A 24,995-nucleotide genomic window follows, 5' to 3' on the forward strand; every position below is an offset into this window, starting at 1 on the left:
GGGCACTACATTGGTCGGCAAGCCGGGCGGTATACCCGGCGTCTGCTCTCTCTAATCCCCCATCGTGGAAGAGAATCGAACATGACACCCGCACTGGACACCAGGCCCACCAGCGAACTGACGGACCCTCAGGCCGACGCGGACCGGCCCACCCTGGCCGACCTCGCCGCACTCGGGACGGATGAGCTGGCGGCGCGGCTGCGACGCGCACTCCCCGGCTCCGATTCCGGTCTGGTGCCGGTCGCGGCCTTCAACTCCTCCATCTGACCAGCCGATCCTCCATCGGCTCCGGCTGAAACCGGCTGACCATGACGCGATCCCTGCTCCCGTTCACGCAGTTCGTGGTGAAGGTGCACAGCCGGTGCGATCTCGCCTGTGACCACTGCTACGTCTACGAGCACGCCGACACCAGCTGGCGTGCCCGGCCCAAGGTCATCGGCGACGAGGTCCTGGCCAAGGCCGCCGAACGGATCGGCGCGCACGCGGCCGGACACGGCCTCACCGTCGTCCGGGTCGTCCTGCACGGGGGCGAGCCCCTGCTGGCCGGCCCGGACCGACTGCGCCGCGCCGCCGGGGAGTTCCGGGCCGCCCTCCCGCCCGGCTGCGCGCTCGACCTGCGGATCCACACCAACGGGGTGCTGCTGAGCCCCGCCTTCTGCGAGCTCTTCGACCGCGAGGGCATCAAGGTCGGCATCTCGCTGGACGGCGACCGCGCGGCCAACGACCGGCACCGGCGCTTCGCCGACGGCCGCAGCAGCCACCCGCAGGTGCTGCGGGCGGTGGGCCTGCTCCGCCGGCCCGAGTACCGGCACCTCTACGCCGGCCTGCTCTGCACCGTCGACGTCGAGAACGACCCGGTCGCCGTCCACGACGCGCTGGCCGCACTCGAACCCCCGGCCGTCGACTTCCTGCTCCCGCACGCCACCTGGGACCAGCCGCCGAAACGCCCGGCCGGCCACGGGCCGACCCCGTACGCCGACTGGCTGCTGGCCGTCTACGACCGCTGGGAGGAGACCGGCCGGCCGTTCGCCGTCCGCACCTTCGAGTCGGTGCACCGCACCCGGCACGGCCTCTCCAGCCTGACCGAGTCGCTCGGCCTGGAACCCGCCGCCCTGGTGGTGCTGGAGACCGACGGCAGCTTCGAGCAGGCCGACAGCCTGAAGACCGCCTACGACGGCGCGCCCGCCACCGGCCTCGACGTCTTCGCGCACAGCCTCGACGAGGTCGCCCGCCACCCCGGCATGGCCGCGCGGCAGCTCGGGCTGGACGGCCTCAGCGCCACCTGCCGCGCCTGCCCCGTCGTCCGCTCCTGCGGCGGCGGCCTGTACGCCCACCGCTACCGGAGCGAAGGTGGTGGCGGCGGTTTCGACAACCCCTCCGTCTTCTGCGGGGATCTCATGACACTCATCAACGGCATCGCCGACCGGGGGGAGCCGCTCCCCGGCCCCGGCGTACCCGCCCAGGCCGGCGAGCCGGCCGTACCCGCCGGCCTCACCGACCGGCAACTGGACGAGCTGGCCCGCGGCCACGGCGGCACCGACACCGTCCGCGCCCTGGTCCGCTCCCAGCTCGCGCTCACCCGGGCCATGCTGGCCGCCGTCCGGGGCACCTCGGGGCTGCGCAGCTCGGCCGCCTGGGACCTCCTCGCCGAGCTCGACTCCGCCGCGCCGGCCGGGCTGGACGCGGTGCTCGGCCACCCGTACGCCCGCGCCTGGGCGGCCCGGCGGCTCGCCGGAGACCCCGGCGCCGGACTCGGCCCGCTGGCCGAGCTGGCGGCCGCCGCGGCCGTCCGGGCCGGGCGGGGCGACCAGGTGGCCGTCCCGGTCCGGGCCGGCGCCCTGCACCTGCCGACGCTGGGCCGGCTCGCCGTCGGGACGGGCGCCGGCGAGGCGCTGGTCACCGGCCGCACCGGCGGCGGCTTCACCGTCCGCACCCCCGACGGGGAGACGGTGACGGTGGCCGGCGGCCCCGCCGACCCGCGCTGGCAGCCGGTCCGGCGGATCCGGCCGGCCGGTGGCTGGACGCTCGCGCTGGAGGACACCGACCCGCAGCGCGACAGCCACCAGTGGCCGGTCGCCGACCGGCTCGACGAAGCCGAACTGCTGGCCTGGTCCGGCGGGTTGCGCGAGGCCGCGGAGCTGCTCGACCGCGACCTGCCGGCCTACGCGCAGGGCCTGCGGGCCGGCCTGACCACCGTCACCCCGCTGCGCCCCGGCCCGCCCGGACGGGACGTCAGCGCCGCCGCCCGGCAGGCCTTCGGCGCGGTCGGGATCGCCCGCCCGGCCACCGCGCCGGTCCTCGCGTTGCTGCTCGCGCACGAGTTCCAGCACGTCAAGCTGGGTGCGGTGCTGGACCTGATGGACCTCTACGACCAGGCCGACACCACGCTGTACGACGCGCCCTGGCGGCCCGATCCCCGCCCGGTCGAGGGGCTGCTGCAGGGCACCTACGCGCACCTCGCGGTGACCGCCTTCTGGGGCACCCGGACGGCGATCTACGACGGCCTGCCCGGGGTGGCCGCCGAGCACGCCCGGGCGCAGTTCGCGCTCTGGCGCCGCTACACCGCCGAGGCGGTCGAACGGCTGGCCGGTTCGGGCTCGTTGACCGCGGCCGGGCTGCGCTTCGCGGACGGCATGCGGGAGACGGTCGCCCCCTGGCTCGCCGTGCCGCTGCCGAGAGCCGCCGAGCAGGCCGCCCGCGAGGCGCGGGAGGCCCGGCGGCCCGCCGCCGCCGGCTAGGGCCTGCCCGGCGGGAGCCCGGCCGATCGGGCACGACCGACAACCGTCACCGTCAATCGATCACAACTCGTCGGACACGAGCGGTGGTTGACCGGCGTCCCCTGCCGTTTCGCGCGCCGTTCCGGCGGTACGCTCGATCCATCCCCCCCCCAGTTGGCTCGGAGGACCCCGAGCCCATCACCTCCGGGAACCGCCATTCCTCACGAACTGCGTCCCGTACGACCCCCGCGGGACATATCAGAACAAAGGCTGACCCGGGCCGAACTCGCCCGGCAGCTCACCGGCCTCGGCGTGCGGCCGGGTGAGGTCCTGCTCGTCCAGGCCTCGCTCCGGGCGCTCGGCCCGGTGGCCGGGGACACCACGGTCGTCGACGCCCTGCTGGACGCACTCGGCGGCCCCGAGGAGGGCACCCTGGTCGCCTACACCGCCACCCCGGAGAACTCGGACACCTCCCGGCTGGTCCGGACCATGACCGCGACCTGGACGCCCGAGCAGGTGGCCGAATGGCGGGCGGGCATGCCCCCGTTCGACCCGGCCGAGACGCCCTCCTCGCCGACCATGGGCCGGCTCTCCGAGCTGGTCCGCACCCACCCCGGCGCGGTGCGCAGCACCCACCCGCAGTCCTCCTTCGCGGCCGTCGGAGCCCGCGCCAAGGAGATCACCGAACTCCACCCGCTGGAGAGCCACCTGGGCACCGACTCCCCGCTCGGGCGGATGTACGAGATCGACGCCCGGGTGCTGAGCATCGGCGTCGAGCCCGCCAAGTTCACCGCCTTCCACCTGGCCGACCTGCGGATGCCCGGCATCCCCGTCCGCCACTACGGCTGCGTCGTCAAGGACGGCGGCCGCAGCCACTGGGTCCGCTTCGACGGCCCGCTGCTCGACGACCTGCACTTCCAGGTCCTCGGCGAAGAGGTCCTGCGCCGCGCCACCGGCGTGGTGACCGGCCGGGTCGGCGCCGCCGACTGCCGGCTGGTCCCGATGCGCGAGGCGGTCGACCTGGCCGTCGGCATCCTGCACGAGCGTCCCGAGCTGCGCCCCGGCGCCCCCCAGCTCGGGGACTGACCCGGCGGCCCGCAGCGCCGCGGGCCGCCCACCACCACCACCTTCCCCCGGCACGGTCCACCACCGCACCGTGTCCGCCGCGCCCTGCCCGTTGTTCCGCAGGAGAAGCCGTTCGCCGGCCCGAGCCGCTCGTTGCCGCGAACCGCCCGTCGATGTCGTTCCGTCCCCGGACACCCTCACCGGGGGTTGCCACCCAAGGAACTGTCATGCTCACTGCCGCCAGCCCCTTCCGCCGCCGTGACGAACGCGCCGAACTCCGCGAGGAACTCGCCGCCCTCGGGATCCAGCCGGGCGAGGTCCTGCTCGTCCAGGCCGCCGTGCGCCACCTCGACCCGTTGGAGGGCGGGGCCGCCACCGTGGTCGACGCACTGTTGGACGCCCTGAACGCTCCGCACGGGGGCACCCTGGTCGCCTACACCGCCACCCCCGAGAACTCCGCCACCTCGCGCGAGGCCCTCGCGGCGACCCGCGGGTTGTCGCCGGAGCAGATCGAGGACTTCCGGGCCCGCATGCCCCCGTTCGACCCGGCCACCACCCCGTCCTCGGCGACCATGGGGGTGCTGTCCGAGATCATCCGCACCCGCCCGGGGGCGGTGCGGAGCTCCCACCCGCAGACCTCCTTCGCCGCGATAGGCCGGCAGGCCCGGTTCATCACCGACGACCACCCCCTGGAGTGTCACCTGGGGGAGCGCTCCGCGCTCGGCCGGCTCTACGAGCTCGACGCCAGGGTGCTGTTGATCGGCGTCCCGATGGCCCGCTTCACCGCCTTCCACCTGGCGGACCTGCGGATGCCCGACGTGACCCTCCGCGAGTACCGGTGCCGCGTGGGGGAGGGCTGGATAGCCTTCAGGGCGCCGGACCTGAACGACGGTCACTTCGCCGCCCTGGGCCGGAAGGTCCTGGAGCGGGTCACCGGGGCGGCGAAGGGGCGGGTCGGCGGCGCCGACTGCCTGCTGGTCCCGGTCCGCGAAGCGGTCGACCGGGCCGAGCAGGTCCTCCTGGAGCAACGCGGCCGCGGCCCCGTCGGGTAGCGGTGGTCCGGGGGCTGTCGTTTCGGTCATGTCAATTCGTGCGGGTCGTTGTGCTATTCCATTGGACCCTCAGTCGTTCCTACACTGAAGCCCCGCGTACGGGGACTCGCGGGAAAGAGGTTGCCGGCGGGCCAGGGGGAGGCGCGTGTGAACGACCATGGCTGGGACGAGGACGCCTCCCGGCCGTACTTCTTCCTCAGTTACGCCCACACCCCGAAGGCCGGTGCCCGCGGTGCCGGTGATCCGAACCACTGGGTGCGGCAGCTGTACCGCGACCTCTGCGAAGCGGTGCTGCAGCTCACCACCGTGCCTGCGGGAGTGCCGGTCGGGTTCATGGACGAGTCCATGCACCAGGGGGAGTTGTGGGCCGAGCGGCTCTCCGAGGAGCTGGCCACCTGCCGGGTCTTCGTGCCGCTGTACTCGCCGCGGTACTTCAACAGCCTGCCGTGCGGGCAGGAGTGGCACTCCTTCACCCGCCGCCCGGTATACCCGGCCAACCTGGACTCCGTGCTGACCAGCGGCATCGTCCCGGTGCTCTGGGCGCCGATGAGCCGCTACCGGCTGCCCCAGGTGGCGAGCGAACTGCAGTTCAACCACGCCGGGTTCGGCCCCGAGTACGCCACCGAGGGCCTCTACGCCCTGATGAAGCTGAGCTACTTCCGCTCCGCCTACGAGCTGGCCGTGTACCGGCTGGCCCGGCGGATCGTCGAGGTGGCCGAGGAGACGGTGATCCCGGTCGGGCGCCGGCTGGACTTCAACGCCCAGCCCAGTGCGTTCAACGTCACCGCACCGACCAGGCAGCTGCGGATCTCGGTCCTCGCGCACCGCCGCGACGAGGTGCCGCCGGAGCGCAACCCCGACTACTACGGTCCCAGGCGCACCGACTGGCACCCGTACCGGCCGGCCGCCGCCCGCCCGCTGGCCGAGCACGCGGCGCGGATCGCCCGGCAGCTGGGGTTCCAGGCCACCGTGCACGAGTTCGACGGCGAGGCCGAGACGATCATCGCGGGCGGCGAACCCACCGCACCCGGCCTGCTGCTGCTGGACCGCTGGGTCCTCCAGGACGAGCGGTGGCGCGAACTGGTCCGCCGGTTCGACGCCTCGGACTGCACCTGGGTGAGCGTCCTGGAGCCGTGGAGCCTGGACGACCCGGAGTGCGCCGACCGGCACCGCGATATGAGCGACCTCAGCGACCGGACCCTGCGGTTCACCCACCGCTCGGTCCGCCCGAGCTTCCTCGGCGCCACCGGGGGCCGGCCCGGCCTGGGCACCCTGGAGGAGTTCGACGACGCCCTGCCCCGGGCCGCCATGAAGGCCAAGTACGCCTTCGAGGGCCGGACCAGGACCGAACCGGAGGAACCGCCGCCGTCCCGCCCCAACCTGCGGGACGCCTTCCGGCACGGACTCGGCCGGGACGGGCCGGGCACCGACCCCTTCTCCGCCGAAGACGACCAGCCAGCACGCGACTCAGGCGAACGCCCGGACGACGGGGCGCCGTACGGGGGAGGAACCCGATGAGCGATATCCGCACCAGGAACCTCCGGATCGGCGGCCTGAGCGCAGCCGAACTCGCGGCCCAGCGGGAGGCGGAGCAGGACCGGCAGGGCCGGATCATCACCTTCTACTCCTACAAGGGCGGCACCGGGCGCACCATGGCGCTCGCCAACACCGCCTGGATCCTGGCGGCCAACGGCTTCCGGGTGCTCACCGTGGACTGGGACCTGGAGGCGCCGGGCCTGGCCAAGTTCTTCCACCCGTTCCTGGACCCGGCGGTCCTGGCCGGCACCACCGGCATGATGGACCTGATCGCCGAGTACCGGGAGGAGGCGCTCCGGCCGGTCGACCACGCCGAGGGCTGGCACCTCGACTTCGCCCGGGTGCACCCGCACGCGCTCTCGCTGTCCTGGCCGATGTTCCCCGCCGGCGGCAGCCTGGACTTCCTCTCGGCCGGCCAGTTCAACCGGGACTACTCCGAGGCCGTCACCCACCTCGACTGGGACATCTTCTACGACCGCTTCGACGGCGGGCAGTTCTTCGACGCACTGCGCGCCGACATGAGCAAGCGCTACGACTACGTGCTGATCGACTCCCGGACCGGCCTCTCCGACATCGCCGAGATCTGCACCGTGCAGATGCCCGACGACCTGGTGGTCTGCTTCACCCTCAGCGACCAGTCGATCGACGGCGCCTCCCGGATCGCCCAGCACATCCACGAGCGCTACCGCGAGCGCGGCATCCGCATCCTGCCGGTGCCGATGCGCATCGACGAGGGCGAGAAGGAGAAGGCCGACGCCGGCCGCGCGCTCGCCCGGGTCCGCTTCGACGGCCTCCCGGCCGGCCTGGGCGGCGAGGAACTCGCCCACTACTGGGGCTCGGTGGAGATCCCGTACCGGCCGTTCTACGCCTACGAGGAGATCCTCGCCACCTTCGGCGACCAGGTCGGCACCCAGACCTCGATGCTGGCCGCCTGCGAACGGCTGACCGGCGTCATCACCGAGGGCCGGGCCACCGCGCTGCCGCCGGTGGACGAGGAGGTCCGGCTGCGGTACGTGGACGCCTTCACCCGGCGCCGCCCGTCCGTGCCCGCCGACCTCTACCTCTCCTACGTGCCCGAGGACCGGATGTGGGCGGACTGGATCGAGTCCGTCCTGACCCGGGCCGGGTTCCGGGTGCTGCCGCGGGACCTCTCCGCCGGCTCGGACCCGCGGCAGGAGACCGAGCGCGGCATCGACGCCGCGTACCGGACCGTCGCCGTGCTCTCGCCCGCCTACCAGCGCTCGCCGCAGGCCCGCGCGCTCTGGGAGTCCGTGGTCAGCTCCGACCCGTCCGGCACCCGCCGCCAGCTCGTCCCGGTCCGGGTCGGCGACGTCCGGCTCACCGCGCCGTTCAGCAACCGCAACCCCGTCGACCTGGTCGGCCGGGACGAGGCGCAGTCCGTGCAGACCCTGCTGCGCGCGCTCGGCCGCGGCGAGGTGCCGCTCGCCGAGACCACCGGCACCGGCCCGCGGTTCCCCGGGAGCAAGCCGCAGGTCTGGGACGTGCCGCCGCGCAACCCGTCCTTCACCGGCCGCGCCGCCGTCCTGGAGCAGCTGCGCAACCAGCTGCGCGGCGGTATGGCCGCCGTGCTGCCCACCCCGCAGACCCTGTACGGGCTCGGCGGCGTCGGCAAGACCCAGGTGGCGCTGGAGTACGCGCACCGCTTCATGTCCGACTACGACCTGGTGTGGTGGATCGACGCCGAGCAGACCGAGCTGGTCGCCCCGGCCCTGGCCGACCTGGCCCGCCGGCTCGGCCTGCGGGTCGGCGACTCGGTCACCGAGGCCGCCGAGGCCGCCCGCGAGGCGCTGCGCCGCGGGGTGCCCACCTCGCGCTGGCTGCTGATCTTCGACAACGCCGACGAGCCCGCCGAGATCCGCCGGTTCTTCCCCGGCGGCTCCGGCCACATCCTGGTCACCTCCCGCAACCAGGCCTGGTCCGGGCACGCGGAGGCGCTGGAGGTCGACGTCTTCACCCGCGGCGAGAGCGTCGAGCACTTGTGCCGGCGCGCCCGCGGCCTCTCCCGCCCCGACGCCGACCGGGTCGCCGAGGCGGTCGGCGACCTGCCGCTGGCCGTCGAGGTGGCCGCCGCCTGGCTGGACACCACCGGCACCCCGGTCGACACCTACGTCGCCCAGCTCCAGGCCGAGGCCGCCCGCGCCCTGGCCGGGGCCCGGCCGGCCGACTACCCGACCCCGGTCGGTGCGACCTGGAACGTCTCGATCACCCGGCTGCGCACCCAGTCCCCGGCGGCGGTGCGGCTGCTCCAGCTCTGCGCGTTCTTCGCGCCCGAGCCGATCTCGATGAACCTCTTCTACAGCGACCAGATGATCCGCGCGCTGGTCCAGTACGACGCCGACCTCAGCGACAAGTTCATGCTGGGCAAGGTGATCCAGGCGATCGGCCGGTACGCGCTGGCCAAGGTCGACGCCGGTACCAACAGCTTCCAGGTGCACCGGCTGGTCCAGGCGGTCATCCGGGCCGAGATGACCGAGGACGAGCAGGAGACCGCCATCCACGAGGTGCACCGCATCCTCACCGGCGCCCGGCCCGTCCTCGGCGACACCGACGACCCGGCCAACTGGCCCGCCTTCGACGAGATCTGGCCGCACCTCTCGCCCTCCAAGGCGCACAACTGCGACGAGGCCGACACCCGGCAGCTGCTCATCGACCGCGTCCGCTACCTGTGGAAGCGCGGCGAGCTGGACCGCGCCCGCGACCTCGGCCACGCCCTGGACGACGAGTGGACCAGGAAGCTCGGCGAGGACGACCGGCAGACCCTGCTGCTGCGCTTCCAGCTCGCCAACGTGCTGCGCTCGCAGGGCAACTACGCCGAGGCGCTGGCCCTGGACGAGGCCACCCTGGAGCGCCAGCGCGCCCTCCTCGGCGAGCACCACCCGTACACGCTGATGACGGCCGGCTCGCTCGGCGCCGACCGGCGGGCGCTCGGCCGGTTCCAGGCCGCGCTCGAACTGGACCGCGAGATCCTCGACCAGTTCCGCGAGCTGTTCGGCGACGACCACCCGCGCACGCTGGCCATGGCGAACAACCTGGCGATCGACTACCGGCTGGTCGGCGAGAGCGAGGCCGCCCGCGAACTCGACCAGGAAACGCTGGACCGGCGCACCGCCGTGCTCGGCGCGCGCCACCCCTACACCCTCAACACCAAGTCCGCGCTCGCCCGTGACCTGCGCGAACTCGGCGACTACCGGGGCTCGGTGGAGCTGCTCCGGGAGGTCACCAACGACCTCGGCGACGTGCTCGACCCGGACCTCCCGGAGAACCTGCGCAACGCCAAGTCGCTGGCCGTCTCGCTGCGGCGCACCGGCCAGCTCGCCGAGGCCCGCCGGATCACCAAGGAGACCTACGAGCGCTACCTGGAGCGGTACGGCGCCGACGCGCCCGACGCGCTGGCCTGCGCGCTCAACCTGGCCGCCGACCACAGCGCCTCCGGCGACAAGGAGGCCGCCCGCGACCTCTGCGCCACCGTCTACGAGGGCCACCGGCGGCTGTTCGGCGACGAGCACCCGTTCACCCTGGCCTGCGCCAACAACCTCGGCATCTACCTGCGCGGCAGCGGCGACGTCCAGGGCGCGATCGAACGCGGGGTGGCCACCGTCGAGGGCCTCACCCGGTCGGTCGGCCCGGACCACCCGTACACCCTCAACGCGATGATCAACCTGGCCAACGCCTACGGCGAGGACGGCCAGATCGCCGTCGCCGAGGAACTCGGCCGCACCGCGTACGCGGGCCTGTGCGACCGCTACACGCCCCGGCACCCGGACGCGGTGGCCTGCGAGGCCAACCTGGCCGTCACCCTGCGGGTGGCGGGCCGCCACACCCAGGCGGCCGAGCTGCGGGCCAGGGCGATCGCCGAGCTGATCCGGCAGTTCGGCGAGGAGCACCCCAACACCGTGTCGGCCCGCGGCTGGAAGCGGATCAACCGCGACCTGGAGCCGCAGCCGGTCTGAGGCCCGGGGAGGGCCCGGAGCGTATGCTTCGGGCCCTATGAACGAGCAGCTGCCCCCGGTCCTGGTCACCCGCCGCCTCGCGCCCGGGGTGATCGAGCGGCTCACGGCCCACCACGCGGTGACGCAGCACGACTCCGACCTGCCGCTGCCGCGCGCCGAGCTGCTGGCCGCCGTGCGCGGCCGGTCCGCGGTGGTCACCACGCTGGACGACGTGGTCGACGACGCGTTCCTGGACGCGGCCGGCCCGGACCTGCGGATCGTCGCCAACCACGCCGTCGGTCACCACAACGTCGACCTCGCCGCCTGCGCCGCGCGCGGCGTGCTGGTCAGCAACACCCCCGGCGTGCTCACTGCGGCCACCGCCGACATGGCCTGGGCACTGCTGCTGGCCGCCACCCGCCGGCTCGGCGAGGGCGAGCGGTGGCTGCGTTCCGGCCGGCCGTGGGCCTGGGCGCCGAACTTCCTGCTCGGCCTGGAGCTGGCCGGCACCCCGCTCGGCATCCTCGGGATGGGCCGGATCGGGCAGGCGGTGGCCCGCCGGGCCCGCGCCTTCGACATGCCGGTGAGTTACCACAACCGCCGGGAGCTGCCGCCCGGCCAGGCCGAGGGCGCCACCTGGCTGCCGTTGGACGAGCTGCTCGCGGCCTCCGCCGTGCTGGTGGTGACCTGCCCGCTCGGCGAGGCCACCCGGCACCTGCTGGACGCCCGCCGGCTGGCCCTGCTGCCGCAGGGCGCCGTGGTGGTCTCGATGACCGCCGGCGTGGTGGACGAGGAGGCGCTGGCCGCCGCGCTGGAGTCGGGTGCGCTGTTCGCCGCCGCGGTGGACAACTTCGAGCGGGAGCCGGCCGTGCCGTCCGCCCTGCTCGCCCAGGAGCGCGCGGTGCTGGCCCCGCACCTGGGCAGCGCCACCGTCCGGACCCGGCAGGCGATGGGCGGGCTGGCGGTGGAGAACGTGCTCGCGGTGCTGGCCGGGGGTGCGCCGGTCACCCCGGTCACGGCGTGAGGGCCGGTCCGGCCGAGGTGTGACCGGCGGCCCAGGCCAGGGCGGTGGTCATCACCCGGAACGCGCCGAAGTGGGCCGCGCCGGGCTCCAGGAAGAGCGCGGCCCCGGGGATCTGGTCGGCCAGCCAGCGGGAGTGCTCGACCGGGGAGAACTGGTCGTCGGCGCCGTGCCAGAGCCAGGTCGGCACGGTGATGTCCTGCACCTGGAAGCCCCAGTCGGTGGTGAACGCCAGGACGTCGTCGATCCAGCCGTCGGCGCCGTGCCGGAACGCCTCGCGGTAGTTGCTCTGCAGCATCCGGCGCAGCCCGGTGTCGGCCACCACCTCGCGGTCGGTGGGCGGAAGCTCCGGCCGCAGGCCCTTGAGCAGCCGGACCGGGTCGGCCTTGATCTGCTCGGAGCGGAACCGCATCGCGTCGGCGATCCGGTGGTGCCCGCGTTCCGCCTCCCGGTACGCGTGGACGTTGGACTCGGTCATGCCGCCGTACCAGTCCAGGCCGGCGGCGTTCCGCGGCGCCAGGCTGACCAGGACGGCGACCCGGGCGACCCGGTCGGGCAGCAGTGCCGCACAGGCCAGCGCGTGCGGGCCGCCGCCGGAGCGCCCGAGCACCGCGAAGCGGTCCAGCCCCAGCTCGTCCGCGATGGTCCGGACGTCGGCCGCGGCCGCGCTCACCCGGCGGCCGGGCAGCCGGGTGGAGTCGCCGTAGCCGGGGCGGTCGAAGGAGATCAGCCGGATCCCCAGGCGGTACAGCACGGTGGTGCGCGGGTGCGGGCCGACCCGGCTGCCGGGCATGCCGTGCAGCAGGAACACCGGGCGGCCGCGCGGATCGCCGACGGTCTCGACGGCGATGGCACGGCCGTCCGGTGCCTTGATCATCCGTAACGACACGCGCGGCCTCCTCGGTACGGCTGTTGCTGCTCGGTGGTGCCGGGCCCGGTGGTCCCGGCCCCGGTGGTGCCGGTCTCAGTGGTCCCGGTCGGTGGTGCCGCGGACCTCGCGGCGGGCCTGCCAGGTGGTGTGCTCCCGGGACACCGCGTCCTCGGCGTCCCGGGCGAGCCGGGCCCAGATCTCCTCGGCGTCGGGCGCCCCCGCGTCCAGCCCGGCCAGCTGGCTGCGGATCAGCTCCAGCTCGTCGGCGGCCAGGCCGTAGGCGGCGGCCAGCGGACGGTACTGGCGCAGCTGGGCCCAGGCGGTGACCGAGGCGGCCACCGCCGAGACGGTGCCGAGCGCGTCGTAGCCGAACTCGCCCATCGCCCGCAGCACCGCCACCACCAGGCCGAGCACCGGCAGCGCCACGCCCAGCACGCCGGTCCAGAAACCGGCCCGGGCGCAGTACCGCGCCTTGGAGCGGTACCAGTCGTGCTGCACCTGGATCCGCTCCCGCAGGTACACCTCGCGGCGCACCTCCAACGGCTGGTCGCGCAGGCTGCGCATCGCGTCGGTGATCCGCGCCCCGGTGCCCTCGGTGCCGGCCGTGCCGACCGCGCGGCTGTCCCGGAAGGCGTTCAGCACCCGGCCGAGCTGGAAGCTGTACAGCCCCTCGGCGTCCGGCAGGGTGCGCGGCGGCGGCTGGTAGGCGTCGGCCCGGACGGCGAACTTCCAGGCCAGCGTCTTCACCGACTCGGCGGCCGCCCGGCCCTCGTACCAGAGCCCCTGGGGGTTCTGCCGGCTGATCAGCAGGGCGAGGCAGATCGCGCCGAGGTAGGCCACGGCGGCCGGCCAGGCCCACGGCGCGCCGTCGGCGGAACCGAAGGCGGCGGCCGCGACCAGCAGCACCAGCTCCCAGGCGGAGAGCAGCACCGAGCGGCGCTGCCCCTGCAGGGACGCCGAGTCGGCGGACCAGAACAGCGCGGGCAGCAGCTCCTGCTCGCGCACCCTTCCCATCGGACCCGTCCCCGACGCCATCCTCGGCCCCCACCCGTCGCTCCGGTCGCACCGCTCTCCTGCCCCGCCCGCCGGGCCGGTACGCCTGGCCACGGCCCGGCCCGGCCGCATTGGCCGGGATGCCGCCGGAGGTTGTCCGGTACACGGGCACCCGCCCGTCAGTAGGTGTAGAAGACCCGGTCCGCGTTGTCGGCCATCTGCTTGGCGTTCCACTCGGTGCCGCCGGGCACGTTGCCGGAGCGGAACAGCGGCGGGGTGGGGCCGGTTCCGGCCGCCGCCGCGTCGGCCAGCCGGCCGACCGCCGAGGCGACCACGGCCTGCATCAGCGCGCTGGTCACGATGGTGGAGACCGGGCCGAAGGTGGTCTCGGCGGCCGGGTGGTCCAGCTCGCCGTCCCCGACCGCGATCTTGCTGTCCAGGACGACGTCGCAGTGGTCCTTCAGGTAGGTGCCCGACGGGTGCGCCGAGGGGACCTCCCCCGGGTACGCCAGCGAGGTGACCCCCACCACCGTCAGGCCGCGGCCGCGCGCGTACTGCGCCAGCTCGACCGGCATGACCTGCCGGCCGGAGAGCGAGACGACGAAGAGCAGGTCCCCGGCGGCGGCCGGGGTGAGGTCGAGGGTGGTGGTGGCCAGGCCGGAGACCCGCTCCAGCGCGCTGGAGAGCGGGGCCGGCATCACCGTCACCCCGGACATCCCGGGGACGTCCAGCAGGTTCACCGGGACGAGCCCGCCGGCCCGGTAGACCACGTCCTGGGCGGCCAGCGAGGAGTGGCCGGAACCGAAGGTGAAGACCCGGCGGCCCTCGGTCACGGCCTCCGCCAGCAGCGCGCCGGCCGCCTCGATGCTGCCGGCCTCCTCCGTGCGGACCCGCTGGAGGTGGGCGATGGCGGCGTCGAAGTACCGGCCGACCAGGTCGTTCATCTGTGCCTTCGCTCTCTGCCGGCGGGGGAGCCGGCCGGGTGGGGAGGTCCGGCTGGTCCAGACCGCCGATGGAGAAAGCTACGGCGAGCACCGTGCTGCCTCACCCGTGCCGCTGTCAACAGGAACGAAAAGCCGTCCCCGGGGCCCCTGCACGGGCCCGGTTGTCGGTGCGGTAGGACAGAATTGGCGGTGAGGACACCGAAGAACGGAGCCAGCGGCGATGTCTGGGCTGATCGACACCACTGAGATGTACCTTCGCACCATCCTGGAGCTGGAGGAGGAGGGCATCACCCCGATGCGTGCCCGGATCGCCGAGCGACTGGAGCAGAGCGGCCCCACGGTCAGCCAGACGGTCGGCCGGATGGAGCGCGACGGTCTGCTGCAGGTCGCGGGCGACCGCCACCTCGAACTCACCGAGGAGGGCCGCCGGCTCGCGGTGCGGGTGATGCGCAAGCACCGCATCGCCGAGTGCCTGCTGGTCGACGTCATCGGGCTGGAGTGGGAGCAGGTGCACGAGGAGGCCTGCCGCTGGGAGCACGTGATGAGCGAGACGGTGGAGCGCAAGGTGCTCGCCATGCTCGGCCACCCCACCCAGTCGCCGTACGGGAACCCGATCCCCGGCCTGGACGAGCTGGGCGACGCCAAGGCGGAGGGCGAGGGCTTCGACGCCGCGCTCGTCCCGCTGGACTCGGTCAGCCCGGGCGACGCCGGGGCCGACGTGGTGGTCCGCCGGATCGGCGAGCCGATCCAGACCGACGGCGAGCTGATGCGCACGCTGCGCCGGGCCGGGATCCGGCCGGGGTCGACGGTGCGGGTCACCGCCGGGGTCGGCGGGGTGCTGGTCGGCAGCGGGGACAACGCGGCCGAGCTGGGCAAGGACATCGCCTCGCACGTCTTCGTCGCGCAGTCCTGAGCCGCGCGGTCCTGACCGCAAGGCTTCCGGGGGTGCGGTGAGCACGGCCGGACGAGCAACCGAATGAGCAGGGCCCGGTGCATCCCCGTGCACCGGGCCCTGCTCGTCCTCCCCGTTCCTCCCCTTCCCTCCCTGCCCTCCCGCTCCCTCCCTGCTTCCGCGGCACCGGCCTCCCCGAACCCGGCCGGTGCCACGACCCCTCCCGCTCCCCTCCTGCTCCCTCCCGTCCCCTCCGCTCCCTCCCGACCGCCCCGCCCGGCTTCCCCGTCCGAGCGTCCCTTTCGGCGTCCCCTCACGATGGAATTCCTCCCCTCGGCAGATCATGGCAATCCTTGAGCGTTGTCACTCGTACGAGGGGCTTGTGCCGTTGACCAGCGGGTACACCGAAGCCTTATCCGTACATGCGTCTGACGGGCCCCGCCTCCGGTGGGAGGCAAGGCCCGTCAGTCGCGCGCGGGGTGTCGCGCATCGCGCACCCTCACCCGATAGGCGTAGGGCGGCCGTTCACGGGACGGTGAATCTCCGGACGCTCCCCGGGGCCGTCCGGTCCTGAACCGGTCCGGAAGGGGTCAGCGCACCGCGGCCGGCTGGGCCGGCTGCGCGCGGGGCGACGGGGCCTCGCGCCCGCAGGCGTAGGCGAGCGGGCTGATCAGCTCGGCGGCGTCCGGCAGCCAGCGGTTGACGGAGGAGGGCGAGCGGGCCCACTGGGCGAAGCCGCTCTGGCCGACCCGGGACGGCGGCGCCACCGTCCAGTCGCCCTCGCCGCGGGCCACCAGGTCGAGCCGGCCGGGCGGCCAGCCGAGCTTGCGCAGCATCTCCGGCAGCTTGGCCGCCACACCGGGGAGCACCAGGAAGTGCAGCCGGCGCCCGGACCGCCCGGGCGCGGCCGGGACGACGACCACCGGGCCGAGCTGGAGGTCCATCCGCTCCATCCGGGCCAGCGCCAGGCAGCCGGCCACCTCCGGCACGTCCAGCACGTCGAAGGACCGGCCGGTGGGCAGCAGGATCGACGCTTCCGGACGCTCGGTCCACCAGCGCCGGACCGCGCCCGGGCCGGCGCTCGCCTTGCGGGCCCAGTCCGTGTCGATCGGGTGCGCGCCGGGCAGCGCGCAGCGCAGGTCGCCGCAGGAGCAGCGGGCCGGCCCGTCGCCGTCGATCAGCCAGGCGCCCGGCGCGACCTCCCAGTGCCGGCTCTCGGCGTAGCCGACGGCTTCGATGAGCATCGGGGGGAGTCCGGCGGTGCCGCCCTGGTCGGGGGAGTCTGGGATGTCTTCCACGGGCTGCTCAACTACCGTGCGTGAGGCTGGTTACGGCCGAGTGGGGGGCGGTCTGCCGCGTGTCGGCAATGTCACCCGAACCGGTGAGGCAACCGAGTTGGTGCGGGCGGGGGTGGGCGCAGTGGGGGCGCACGGGAGCATTTACCAGGGCGCGTGGGGGGTGGGGATCGTCACCGTGGGTATCCCGGTGGCGTTGCTGATCGCTAACCTGGTGTCAGATTCCTTGGACGGTCGGACAGTCGGCAACAGATCAGCAGAATCGTCGCCCGCCGGCCGGGACCGGAGGGTGTGGGGAGGCGAAGCCCAATGGCCGCGAGACCACTTGTCGCACGACAGCCCAACGAGCGTCTGCAGCAGCTGATCCAGGAGGCCAGCTGCTCCAACGCCGGCCTGGCGCGGAGAGTCAACCTGTGCGGCGCGGAGCACGGTCTGGACCTGCGGTACGACAAGACGTCGGTCGCGCGCTGGCTCCGCGGCCAGCAGCCGCGCGGGCAGGCCCCGGCGGTGATCGCCGAGGCGCTCGGCCGCAAACTGGGGCGGAGCGTGTCGGTCGAGGAGATCGGCATGGCGGACGGCAAGAACCTCAGCTCCGGGATCGGGCTGCAGTTCGCGCCGACGCTGAACGCCGCGCTGGAGCAGGTCTGCGAGCTGTGGCGCAGCGACGTCGGCCGGCGGGACTTCCTGACCGGGGCGACGGTGGCGGCCTCCGCGCTGGTCGAGCCCAGCCGGGACTGGCTGATCACCCCGCCCGACCCGGTGGTGGCCCGCACCGGCGGCACCCGGGTCGGTCCGACGGACGTCGCGGCGATCAAGGCGACCACCGCGATGCTGGTCGACCTCGACCACCGCTTCGGCAGCGGGCACGTCCGCCCGGTGGTGGTGCACTACCTCAACAGCGTGGTCTCCGGGCTGCTCGGCGGCGCCTACCGGGAGGAGACCGGGCGGCAACTCTTCGCGGCGGTCGCCCGGTTGACCGAGCTGGCCGGCTACATGGCGGTGGACACCGGGCAGCCGGGCCTGGCCCAGCGCTACTACATCCAGGCGCTGCGGCTCGCCCAGGCCGCGGACGACCGCGGCTACGGCGGGTACGTGCTGGCGGCCTCGATGAGCCACCTGGCGGCCACCCTGGGCAACCCGCGGGAGATCGCCCAGCTCGCCCGCGCCGCGCAGGAGGGCGCCCGTTCGGTGGCCACCCCGACGGCGATGGCGATGTTCTATGCGGCCGAGGCGCGCGGGCACGCGCTGCTCGGCGACGCCCGCTCCTGCGAGGCGGTGGCCGCCAAGGCACTGGAGGCGATGGAGCGGCGCCGTCCGGAGGACGACCCGGACTGGATCGTCCACTTCGACGACGCCTACCTGGCGGACGAGCTGGCGCACTGCCACCGGGACTTGGAGCAGGCCGGCCAGGCCGAGCACTACGCCCGCCGGGCGCTCGACCTGCACCCGCCGACCCGGGTGCGGCGCCGTGCGGTCGACCTCGTCCTGCTGGCCACGGCCCAGTTGCAGCAGCGGGACCTGGAGCGGGCCTGTGAGACGGGCGCGCAGGCGGTGCGGCTGTTGAGCGGGCTGCGGTCCAACCGGGGCGTGGAGTACCTGGACGAGTTCCGGCGGCGGCTGGAGCCGTTCCGGGAGCAGCGGGTGGTCCGCGAGTTCCAGGCCCGGGCCGAGGCGGAGGCGGCCTGACCGTCGGCTGACCGGTGCCCGGCCGACGGCGGCCGGGCGGCGGTCCGGCGGCGGTCCGGCGGCGGGCCGGTGCCCGGTCGGTGCCTGGTCGGTGCCCGGTCGCGCGGTTCGGCGTGCGCGGGGAGGGACGGTGAGGGATGGGCCGCCCACGTGGTCACCCGGTTCGGTGAACCGGTAGCGTGGGCGCGACGTCCAAGGAACTGTGATGCTCCCAAGAACCGACGAGATGTGGTCCGCCGTCAGCGCGCGGTCGTGCACAGGTGAGGAATCGCGTTGAGCCAGCGCCGCTCGTACCCCAACTCGGGTGACTTCAACCTGGACGACCTGTTCCGCCCCGAGCCCGGTCAGCCGCAGCCCGGTCAGCCGCAGCCGGGCCAGGCCCAGGGCGTGCCCGGCCAGCAGCCGCCGGCCGGCCCGGCGTACGGGCAGCCGTCCGGCCAGCCCGAGTACCTCGGTGAGGGCGCGCACGCGCTGCCGACCCAGGCGATGCCGGCGCAGGCGATGCCGGCACAGGGCGCCCAGTGGGGCGGTGCCCCGCAGCCCGGGTACGGTGCCGCGCCGCAGGCCGACCCGGCCCCGGACACCCAGTACCTGCCGCCCTACCCCACCGCGGACCCGCAGGGCGGCTACCCGGCCGCCCAGCCCGGCTACCCGCAGCCCGGGCCCGCCCCGGTGCAGGCGGCCCCCCAGAGCTTCCCGCCGCAGGCGCAGCCCCCAGCCCCGGGCTACCCGGCGTACCAGCCGGCCCAGCCCGGGCACCCGGCCCAGCCGGAGTACGCCGGGCAGGACCACCCGACCGGCCCGGTCGCCACCCGCGGCGGCGGTCTGGGCGGGCGTTCGTCCAACAAGCTGATCATCGGCGGCGTGGTGGCCGGCTGCGTGGCGGCCGGCGTCCTGGTCGCCGTGCTGATGAGCGGCGGCGACGACAAGACCGGCTCGGAGAAGCAGGCCGCCCCGGTGGCCACCGTCGGCGGCACGCCCGCCGGCACGCCGGCCGCGAGCGGATCGGCGGCGACCGTCAGCCCGGAGGTCAAGGCCCAGGCCCAGCCGCTCTCCGACCTGCTCGGCACCGCCGGCGACAGCCGCACGGCGGTGGTCAACGCCGTCGGCGCGCTGCAGAAGTGCGACAAGCTGCCCGAGTCCCAGCAGGCGCTGACCGACGCCGCGGGCAAGCGCCGGGAGCTGCAGTCCAAGCTGTCGGCGCTGAAGACGGACAAGCTGCCGGGCGGCCCGCAGCTGGTCGAGCAGCTCAACGCGGCCTGGACGGCCTCGGCGACGGCCGACGACGAGTACGCGGCCTGGGCCGCGGACATGCAGGGCGGCTGCGACGCCAAGAAGACCGACAACCAGCACTACAAGAACGCCGTCCAGGCCAGCGGCGCGGCGACCACCGCCAAGAAGCAGGCCTCCGGCCTCTGGAACACCATCGCCGGCCAGACCGGCCTGCCGACCCGCGGCGACGGGGACCTGTAGGAAACGCGGAGGGGCCGTGCCGGCTGTCCGGTACGACCCGTTCCGTCCGTTCCGCCCACCCGCGGTCACGCCGGCGGCTTGCTCCCGGTGAGCACCCAGCGCACGTCCACGAAGCCCGGCTGCTGCAGGGTCATCCGCCCGCCCTTGACCACCTGGTACGTCACCCAGGTGTTCACCAGCCGCGGCGACTCGGTGCTCGGCAGCATGTTGGTGGTGCCCCAGTTCAGCGGCGGCGTCAGCCCGACGTCCACCTGCTCCCCGCTGTCCAGCAGCGCGGTCACCGTCTTGGCGGTGACCGGCCTGCCCGCCGAGCTCAGCCGCTCGGTGACCTGCCGGAACACCTCGTACGCGACCCAGGTGGTCTGCACGCCCGGGTCGGCGACGTCGATGCTGCGCCCGCCGGCGGCGTCGCTGCGGACCACCGCGCGCAGCCCGTCCCAGATCCTGGCCGACTCCGGCGGGTACCAGCCGGTCACGTAGGCGCCGGCCAGCGGGCCGCTGTCGCCGCCGGTGGAGTCCACCACCGACTGCTGGACGCTGCCGATCACCGAGGCGACCCGGGTGTTCTTCGCTGCCACCCGGCGGTAGGAGTCGAGCAGGTTGCCGGTCGGCTCGGCGGCCAGGGCGGAGGTGATGCAGTTGCCCGGCTCGTCCTTGCCGACCGCCTTGCGGATCACCTGCGTGTAGTCGGAGGACTGCTCCGGCGCCTTGACGTCGAGCAGCTTGATCCCGGCCGGCTTGAGCGCGTTGGCCAGGTAGCCGAGCAGGTTGTCGCCGGCCGGGGTGTCCGGCCGGATCAGCGCGACGGCCTTGCAGCCGGCCTCCACCAGCTGCCGGCCGCTGCCGCCGATCAGCGCCGGCATGCCTCCGGCCACCGGGTACGACAGCGGGCTGCTGAACTCGGGCTGGGTGAGCCCGTAGCCGCCGATCAGCGGGATGCCGGCGCGCTCCAGGACGGGCATGAACCGGTCGCCGTACTGGCTGTAGGAGCCGATCACGGCGACCGCCTTGGCGTCCACCGCCTGCTGGGCGCAGGCCGTGGCACCGTCCGCGGTGTTGTGCTCGTTGCAGGTGAGCACGCGGATCCGGCGGCCGTTTAAGCCGCCCTTGGTGTTGACGTCCCGGCCGATCGCCTCGGCGAGGGCGGTCATGCCGGGCCGGTCGGCGGAGCCCGTACCGGACGGTGCCCAGGTCATCACGGTCAGGTCGTCGGCGTTGGTGGCGGCATCGGCCGGTCCGCCGCACGCGGAGGCCGTGAAGAGGGTGGGGAGCAGCGCCACCGCGGTGGCGGCTGCGGCGATCGGACGGCGGCGGCGCCGCGGCGCGATCGGTGGCTGAGCCTCGAACGAGCCCCTTCGGCTGGTCATCGGTCTTCCCTCCCGGGGCGCTCGGCAGCGCACCGGCACCAGCCAAGCCCCGGCGCCACACGCCGAGAGGGCCTAAACGGGAACGGATGGCAAACGGCGGCCGAACTCCGGACGCGGACGCGTGTAGAGCCGGAGTGGAGTACGAACGGTGGGGGAACGTACGATCGTCGACCATGTCCGCCAGTACAGATTCTTCGCATCGGTCCGCCCGAACCCCTTCTCGTCCGGGCCACCGCTCCAGCACGATGGGCGGCATGCCGCTCAACGACCTGCCCTGGTGGCGCTGGCGCGCCCGACTGCGCTCGGCGCTGCACATGCTGTCCGACCCCGGATTCCAGGAGGAGACCTGGCTGGCCGGCCGGGAGGGCTTCGGTGACGTGACCGACGCCGTCTACCGGCTGGTGGAGGACACCTGGCTGGACCGCTGGTCGGCGGAGAAGTACGTCGGCACGATCTTCCGGGACTCCGCCGAGGCCGCCGTCGTGGACGTCGCGGTGCTGCGGGTGGTCCGGATCCTGCACGAGGTCGGCGCGGACGCCCCGGCCTCCGCCTACCTCGGCCACCACGGCTGGCCGGAGGCGGTCCGGGCGGCCCGCGAGGCACACGTCAAGCTGGCCCTCGGCGACGGCGAGGACCCGGACGCCCCGCCGCGCTCGCTGGACGTGCTCCGCATCCTGACCTCCAGCTGAGGTCCCGGCCCCGCCGGGAGTGCGGGTCCGTGGCCGGATGCCGGCGGCCGGTACCGGCCGATGTCCGGCCGCCGTCCCGGAGTGCGGGCAGCCCTGCGGTGGCTGTCCACGATGTGACACGCTGGACCACCAACCGACGACACGACCTCAGGACGGGACGAACCCCACCGTGGAACAGCAGACGGCCAGTGCACAGTACGTCCTCACGCTGTCCTGCCCGGACAAGCAGGGCATCGTCCACGCGGTCTCCAGCTACCTCTTCATGACCGGCTGCAACATCATCGACAGCCAGCAGTTCGGGGACGGGGACAGCGGGCTGTTCTTCATGCGGGTGCACTTCTCCGCCGCCGAGCCGGTCACCGTCGACAAGCTGCGGGCCAGCTTCGCCGCGATCGGGGCCTCCTTCGGGATGGACTGGCAGATCCACCCCAGCGAGGAGCGGATGCGGATCGTCCTGATGGTCAGCAAGTTCGGGCACTGCCTGAACGACCTGCTGTTCCGCAGCCGGATCGGCGCGCTGCCGGTGGAGATCGCCGCGGTGGTCTCCAACCACACCGACTTCCAGGACCTGACCGAGGGCTTCGGCATCCCGTTCCACCACATCCCGGTCACCAGGGAGACCAAGGCCGAGGCCGAGCAGCAGTTGCTGGACCTGGTCGCCAAGGAGAACGTCGAGCTGGTCGTGCTGGCCCGCTACATGCAGGTGCTCTCGGACCAGCTCTGCACCGCGCTGTCCGGCAAGGTGATCAACATCCACCACTCGTTCCTGCCGAGCTTCAAGGGCGCCAAGCCGTACCACCAGGCGCACGCCCGGGGCGTCAAGCTGATCGGCGCCACCGCGCACTACGTCACCGCCGACCTCGACGAGGGCCCGATCATCGAGCAGGAGGTGGCCCGGGTGACCCACGACGTCACCCCGGACCAGCTGGTCGCACTCGGCCGGGACGTCGAGTGCCAGGCGCTCGCCCGCGCGGTGAAGTGGCACAGCGAGCACCGCGTGCTGCTGAACGGCAGCCGCACCGTCGTCTTCGCCTGAGCACCCCGAGGCCCTGAGCACCCCGAGGCCCTGAACCCCCGAGGCCTGGGGCCCCGCGGCGTTCAGGGCCGGGTGGCGCTCAGGGCCCCGCGGCGTTCAGGGCCGGGAGAGCAGCGGTGCCGCGTGCAGCACCTCGCGGATCGCGGCCCGGTCGCCGTGCTCGCCCACCGGCAGCCGGTCCGGGTCGCGGTGCGCGGCGGCCAGCTGGCAGAACTCCAGCCCGTCCAGCACCATCGCGGCCACCGGCTCCCCGCCGGGCGGGCCGCTCTCCGGGCCGTCCAGGGGGATCAGCCACTCGCCGGCCGCCGGGCCGTCGATCACCAGCCGGACCAGCCGGCCCGTTCCGCCGTGCCGGCCGTCGCCGTCCCGCGCCGCCGCGGGCGCGCCGGCGTGCTCGGGCCGGGCGGCGCGCAGTCCGGCCAGGGCCGGCGGGAGCATCCGGACGGCCAGGTCGACCATCTGCCGCAGGTGCTGCGGCGCCGGCGGGTCGTACGGGTAGGCCACCGCGCGGGCCACGTCCTCGCCGTGGACGTAGCACTCGAAGGCCCGGTCGACGAAGGCGTCCCGCAGCGGGACGGTCGCGAAGCCGTAGTCGACCGGGGTGTTGCCGTGCGGGGCCAGCGCGGCGGTGCGGACCAGTTCGTGGCAGTGCCGGCGCCACCGGGCGCGCACCGTCTGCGGAGGCTGCCCGGCCTGGTCGGCGGTCAGCCGGGCGGTGCGCTCGGTGATCCCGGCCCACGGGCCGCCCTGCGCGGGGACCCTCGGTGCCGGCGGGGCCGGGTCCTGCGGCGGCACCCGGCGGGCGGCGGCGGGCCCGGGCCCGCCGAGGACGGGGACGCCGGGGACGGGGTCGGGCAGGCCGAGCGCGACGGCCAGGAAGCCGTCGACGGCGGCGAGGTGGCAGAGCACCTCGGCCGGGCGGAGGTACTCGGTGCCGCCGTGCCAGGGGAGTTCGGCCACCTCCTGCCACTCCTCCGGGCCGAGGTCGCGCAGCAGTGCGTCGAGCTTGGCGGTCTCGGCGGTGTAGGCGGCGCCCCAGGCCGGGACCGGCAGGTCGGCCGGGCGCCGGGCCAGGCACCAGTCGAGCACCTGCTGGCGCAGCGAACCGGGCTGGTCGAGCGGCTCGTCGAGGGCGAGCCAGCCGGCCGCCTCGCGGAGCCGGGCGGCCTCCTCGGCGCAGTCCCGGCAGGCCCGCAGGTGCGGTTCGAGTTCGGCGGCCTCGCGGGGCGGGCAGGCGCCCAGGGCCCAGGCGCCGAGCAGCGAGCGGAGGGCCTCGTGCTGCTCCTCGGTGGTCGTCACGTGCCCCCGTCCTCGTTCCGGTGCCGGTCGTCGTGCGCTGATTCGTCGTGCGCTGGTTCGTTGCGTGCGGTTCCGTGGTCGGCGGTGCGCTCGTGCCCTGTCGCGTCCCGCGGCGCCGCCCGGTGCCGCTCCGCTCTGGGCGCCGCGGCTTCCTCCCGGGCGGCCGCGCTGGGCTTCGGTTCGTGCGGGGCCTCGTCCGGCCGGTGGCCGCGCTGCCCGGCCTGCCGGGCCTGCTGCTGGCGGTCGCGTTCCCGGGCGAGCTCGGTGGCCAGCAGCTCCAGGCCGAGCCGCATCCGCTGCTTGGCGATCTGCTCGCTGATGCCGAGCCGGCGGGCGGTCTCCTGGTAGGTGCGGCCGCCGTAGTACGACACGGTGATGGTCTCCCGCAGCGTCTGCGGCAGGGAGTCGACCACGTACTGGATCCGCGCCGCGGTGGCCACGGTCCGGATCTCCTCCTCGACGGGGGAGTTCTCGTCGTACCGGCTCCCGCCGTACGGGCCGCCGCCCGGCCGGCTCCCGTCGTACCCGCCGCGGGCGCCGTGGTCGGGGCCCTCGCCCTCGGCGGCGCGCCGGACCCGGAGCCGGTCCACCGCGCGGCGGTGCGTCAGCGAGCCGATCCAGGAGCGGAGCGAGCCCTGGGCCGGGTCGAAGGCCTCCGGGTGCTCCCAGACGTGGGCGAAGATCTCGCGGGTGAGCTGGGCGGCGGCGGCCTCGTCGGCGAGTATCCGCCCGGCCAGCCCGTGCACCATCGGCGCCAGCTGGTCGTAGAGTTCGCCGAGCGCGGTCTCCTCGCCGCGGGCGAGCCGGCGCTGGAGCTGTTCGTCCCAGCGCGGGGAGCGGCCGGGGGCGGCCATCGGGAACCACCCTCCTACCGTGGGGTTCGCGGACTTACCCAACGGTATCTTGCGGCCTTCCGGGGGCGGGCGGATTCGGTGAAGAACGGATCTCGTGGTTTCGGATCGTCACATCGTGGGACCGGCCGCCGGGTCCGGCCGTTCGAAGCCCTGCTGGACATATGTCGCACGGGTGGTTCGCGAGTGGCGGGCCCGGCGCCGGGGGCGTCCGGCGGTAGGTTCACCCCTGCGTGTCCGGCCGGCCGGGACCGGGCC

The 24,995-nt window shown here is 74.4% G+C and carries 19 protein-coding genes; 12 read left to right on the forward strand and 7 right to left on the reverse strand.

The window, feature by feature from the left end; genetic code table 11:
• The first annotated feature begins 81 nt into the window (after positions 1 to 81).
• The 7 genes from ABZ885_RS02085 to ABZ885_RS02115 all read left to right on the forward strand — a co-directional run bounded on the left by ABZ885_RS02085 (position 82) and on the right by ABZ885_RS02115 (position 11,344).
• On the forward strand, positions 82 to 267 hold the full coding sequence (locus ABZ885_RS02085; RefSeq protein ID WP_360182234.1) for a hypothetical protein: 186 nt from the start codon (positions 82 to 84) through the stop codon (positions 265 to 267).
• A 41-nt stretch (positions 268 to 308) separates the two neighbouring features.
• Complete coding sequence (locus tag ABZ885_RS02090) at positions 309 to 2,738, forward strand: FxsB family cyclophane-forming radical SAM/SPASM peptide maturase (RefSeq protein WP_360182237.1); 2,430 nt, start codon at positions 309 to 311, stop codon at positions 2,736 to 2,738.
• A 291-nt stretch (positions 2,739 to 3,029) separates the two neighbouring features.
• Positions 3,030 to 3,803 (forward strand): AAC(3) family N-acetyltransferase, encoded by a 774-nt coding sequence (locus ABZ885_RS02095; protein WP_360182240.1) that lies wholly within the window; start codon positions 3,030 to 3,032, stop codon positions 3,801 to 3,803.
• 206 nt (positions 3,804 to 4,009) lie between these two features.
• Positions 4,010 to 4,834, forward strand: coding sequence for an AAC(3) family N-acetyltransferase (locus ABZ885_RS02100; RefSeq protein ID WP_360182243.1), 825 nt, complete (start codon positions 4,010 to 4,012; stop codon positions 4,832 to 4,834).
• Between the two features lie 147 nt (positions 4,835 to 4,981).
• Positions 4,982 to 6,352 (forward strand): TIR-like protein FxsC, encoded by a 1,371-nt coding sequence (locus ABZ885_RS02105; RefSeq protein WP_360182246.1) that lies wholly within the window; start codon positions 4,982 to 4,984, stop codon positions 6,350 to 6,352.
• A gap of 134 nt (positions 6,353 to 6,486) precedes the next feature.
• Positions 6,487 to 10,341 (forward strand): FxSxx-COOH system tetratricopeptide repeat protein, encoded by a 3,855-nt coding sequence (gene fxsT, locus ABZ885_RS02110; protein ID WP_360182302.1) that lies wholly within the window; start codon positions 6,487 to 6,489, stop codon positions 10,339 to 10,341.
• A gap of 37 nt (positions 10,342 to 10,378) precedes the next feature.
• A complete protein-coding gene (locus ABZ885_RS02115; RefSeq protein WP_360182249.1) occupies positions 10,379 to 11,344 on the forward strand; it encodes a D-glycerate dehydrogenase in 966 nt (321 codons plus the stop codon).
• Here the strand turns inward: ABZ885_RS02115 and ABZ885_RS02120 are convergent.
• The 3 genes from ABZ885_RS02120 to ABZ885_RS02130 all read right to left on the reverse strand — a co-directional run bounded on the left by ABZ885_RS02120 (position 11,334) and on the right by ABZ885_RS02130 (position 14,149).
• Entirely contained in the window at positions 11,334 to 12,218 is an 885-nt protein-coding gene (locus tag ABZ885_RS02120; protein WP_360182305.1) for an alpha/beta hydrolase, read from the reverse strand. The two genes, ABZ885_RS02115 and ABZ885_RS02120, sit on opposite strands and share 11 nt — an antisense overlap.
• Positions 12,219 to 12,305: 87 nt before the next feature.
• The gene (locus ABZ885_RS02125; protein WP_360182252.1) at positions 12,306 to 13,217 is read right to left on the reverse strand and encodes a DUF4231 domain-containing protein; all 912 of its coding nucleotides are present in this window, start codon (positions 13,215 to 13,217) and stop codon (positions 12,306 to 12,308) included.
• Positions 13,218 to 13,384: 167 nt separating this feature from the next.
• Complete coding sequence (locus tag ABZ885_RS02130; protein WP_360182255.1) at positions 13,385 to 14,149, reverse strand: SIS domain-containing protein; 765 nt, start codon at positions 14,147 to 14,149, stop codon at positions 13,385 to 13,387.
• A gap of 220 nt (positions 14,150 to 14,369) precedes the next feature.
• Between ABZ885_RS02130 and ABZ885_RS02135 the strand changes: the two genes are divergently transcribed.
• Positions 14,370 to 15,062 (forward strand): metal-dependent transcriptional regulator, encoded by a 693-nt coding sequence (locus ABZ885_RS02135; protein ID WP_360182258.1) that lies wholly within the window; start codon positions 14,370 to 14,372, stop codon positions 15,060 to 15,062.
• A gap of 569 nt (positions 15,063 to 15,631) precedes the next feature.
• On the opposite strand, the gene ABZ885_RS02140 is transcribed toward ABZ885_RS02135, so the two are convergent.
• Positions 15,632 to 16,285: a bifunctional DNA primase/polymerase gene (locus ABZ885_RS02140; protein WP_360182308.1), complete on the reverse strand. Its 654-nt coding sequence runs from the start codon at positions 16,283 to 16,285 to the stop codon at positions 15,632 to 15,634.
• Positions 16,286 to 16,645: 360 nt separating this feature from the next.
• On the opposite strand from ABZ885_RS02140, the gene ABZ885_RS02145 reads away from it, so the two are divergent.
• Together ABZ885_RS02145 and ABZ885_RS02150 are read left to right on the forward strand one after the other, a co-directional pair.
• Complete coding sequence (locus tag ABZ885_RS02145; protein ID WP_360182261.1) at positions 16,646 to 18,022, forward strand: transcriptional regulator; 1,377 nt, start codon at positions 16,646 to 16,648, stop codon at positions 18,020 to 18,022.
• Between the two features lie 273 nt (positions 18,023 to 18,295).
• Entirely contained in the window at positions 18,296 to 19,495 is a 1,200-nt protein-coding gene (locus tag ABZ885_RS02150) for a hypothetical protein (RefSeq protein WP_360182264.1), read from the forward strand.
• Between the two features lie 65 nt (positions 19,496 to 19,560).
• Here the strand turns inward: ABZ885_RS02150 and ABZ885_RS02155 are convergent, their stop codons facing one another.
• A complete protein-coding gene (locus ABZ885_RS02155) occupies positions 19,561 to 20,862 on the reverse strand; it encodes an ABC transporter substrate-binding protein (protein WP_360182267.1) in 1,302 nt (433 codons plus the stop codon).
• Positions 20,863 to 21,035: 173 nt separating this feature from the next.
• On the opposite strand from ABZ885_RS02155, the gene ABZ885_RS02160 reads away from it, so the two are divergent.
• On the forward strand, positions 21,036 to 21,551 hold the full coding sequence (locus ABZ885_RS02160) for a hypothetical protein (RefSeq protein WP_360182269.1): 516 nt from the start codon (positions 21,036 to 21,038) through the stop codon (positions 21,549 to 21,551).
• A gap of 169 nt (positions 21,552 to 21,720) precedes the next feature.
• Positions 21,721 to 22,587, forward strand: coding sequence for a formyltetrahydrofolate deformylase (gene purU / locus ABZ885_RS02165; RefSeq protein WP_360182272.1), 867 nt, complete (start codon positions 21,721 to 21,723; stop codon positions 22,585 to 22,587).
• A 96-nt stretch (positions 22,588 to 22,683) separates the two neighbouring features.
• Here purU and ABZ885_RS02170 read toward each other — a convergent pair whose 3' ends face one another.
• The gene (locus tag ABZ885_RS02170; RefSeq protein WP_360182275.1) at positions 22,684 to 23,886 is read right to left on the reverse strand and encodes a zf-HC2 domain-containing protein; all 1,203 of its coding nucleotides are present in this window, start codon (positions 23,884 to 23,886) and stop codon (positions 22,684 to 22,686) included.
• Positions 23,883 to 24,740: a sigma-70 family RNA polymerase sigma factor gene (locus ABZ885_RS02175; protein WP_360182278.1), complete on the reverse strand. Its 858-nt coding sequence runs from the start codon at positions 24,738 to 24,740 to the stop codon at positions 23,883 to 23,885. Before ABZ885_RS02175 ends, ABZ885_RS02170 begins: the two co-directional genes overlap by 4 nt.
• Positions 24,741 to 24,995: the final 255 nt, after the last annotated feature.

Source organism: Kitasatospora sp. NPDC047058, from assembly GCF_040643935.1.
GTDB lineage: Bacteria > Actinomycetota > Actinomycetes > Streptomycetales > Streptomycetaceae > Kitasatospora.

Coding starts and splice junctions, on each gene's coding strand:
- ABZ885_RS02135 (WP_360182258.1), top strand. CDS start 14,370: ATGTCTGGGCTGATCGACACCACTGAGATGTACCTTCGCACCATCCTG.
- ABZ885_RS02140 (WP_360182308.1), bottom strand. CDS start 16,285: ATGCTCATCGAAGCCGTCGGCTACGCCGAGAGCCGGCACTGGGAGGTC.
- ABZ885_RS02115 (WP_360182249.1), top strand. CDS start 10,379: ATGAACGAGCAGCTGCCCCCGGTCCTGGTCACCCGCCGCCTCGCGCCC.
- ABZ885_RS02120 (WP_360182305.1), bottom strand. CDS start 12,218: ATGATCAAGGCACCGGACGGCCGTGCCATCGCCGTCGAGACCGTCGGC.
- ABZ885_RS02085 (WP_360182234.1), top strand. CDS start 82: ATGACACCCGCACTGGACACCAGGCCCACCAGCGAACTGACGGACCCT.
- ABZ885_RS02090 (WP_360182237.1), top strand. CDS start 309: ATGACGCGATCCCTGCTCCCGTTCACGCAGTTCGTGGTGAAGGTGCAC.
- ABZ885_RS02145 (WP_360182261.1), top strand. CDS start 16,646: ATGGCCGCGAGACCACTTGTCGCACGACAGCCCAACGAGCGTCTGCAG.
- ABZ885_RS02100 (WP_360182243.1), top strand. CDS start 4,010: ATGCTCACTGCCGCCAGCCCCTTCCGCCGCCGTGACGAACGCGCCGAA.
- ABZ885_RS02175 (WP_360182278.1), bottom strand. CDS start 24,740: ATGGCCGCCCCCGGCCGCTCCCCGCGCTGGGACGAACAGCTCCAGCGC.
- ABZ885_RS02155 (WP_360182267.1), bottom strand. CDS start 20,862: ATGACCAGCCGAAGGGGCTCGTTCGAGGCTCAGCCACCGATCGCGCCG.
- ABZ885_RS02160 (WP_360182269.1), top strand. CDS start 21,036: ATGTCCGCCAGTACAGATTCTTCGCATCGGTCCGCCCGAACCCCTTCT.
- ABZ885_RS02130 (WP_360182255.1), bottom strand. CDS start 14,149: ATGAACGACCTGGTCGGCCGGTACTTCGACGCCGCCATCGCCCACCTC.
- fxsT (WP_360182302.1), top strand. CDS start 6,487: ATGGCGCTCGCCAACACCGCCTGGATCCTGGCGGCCAACGGCTTCCGG.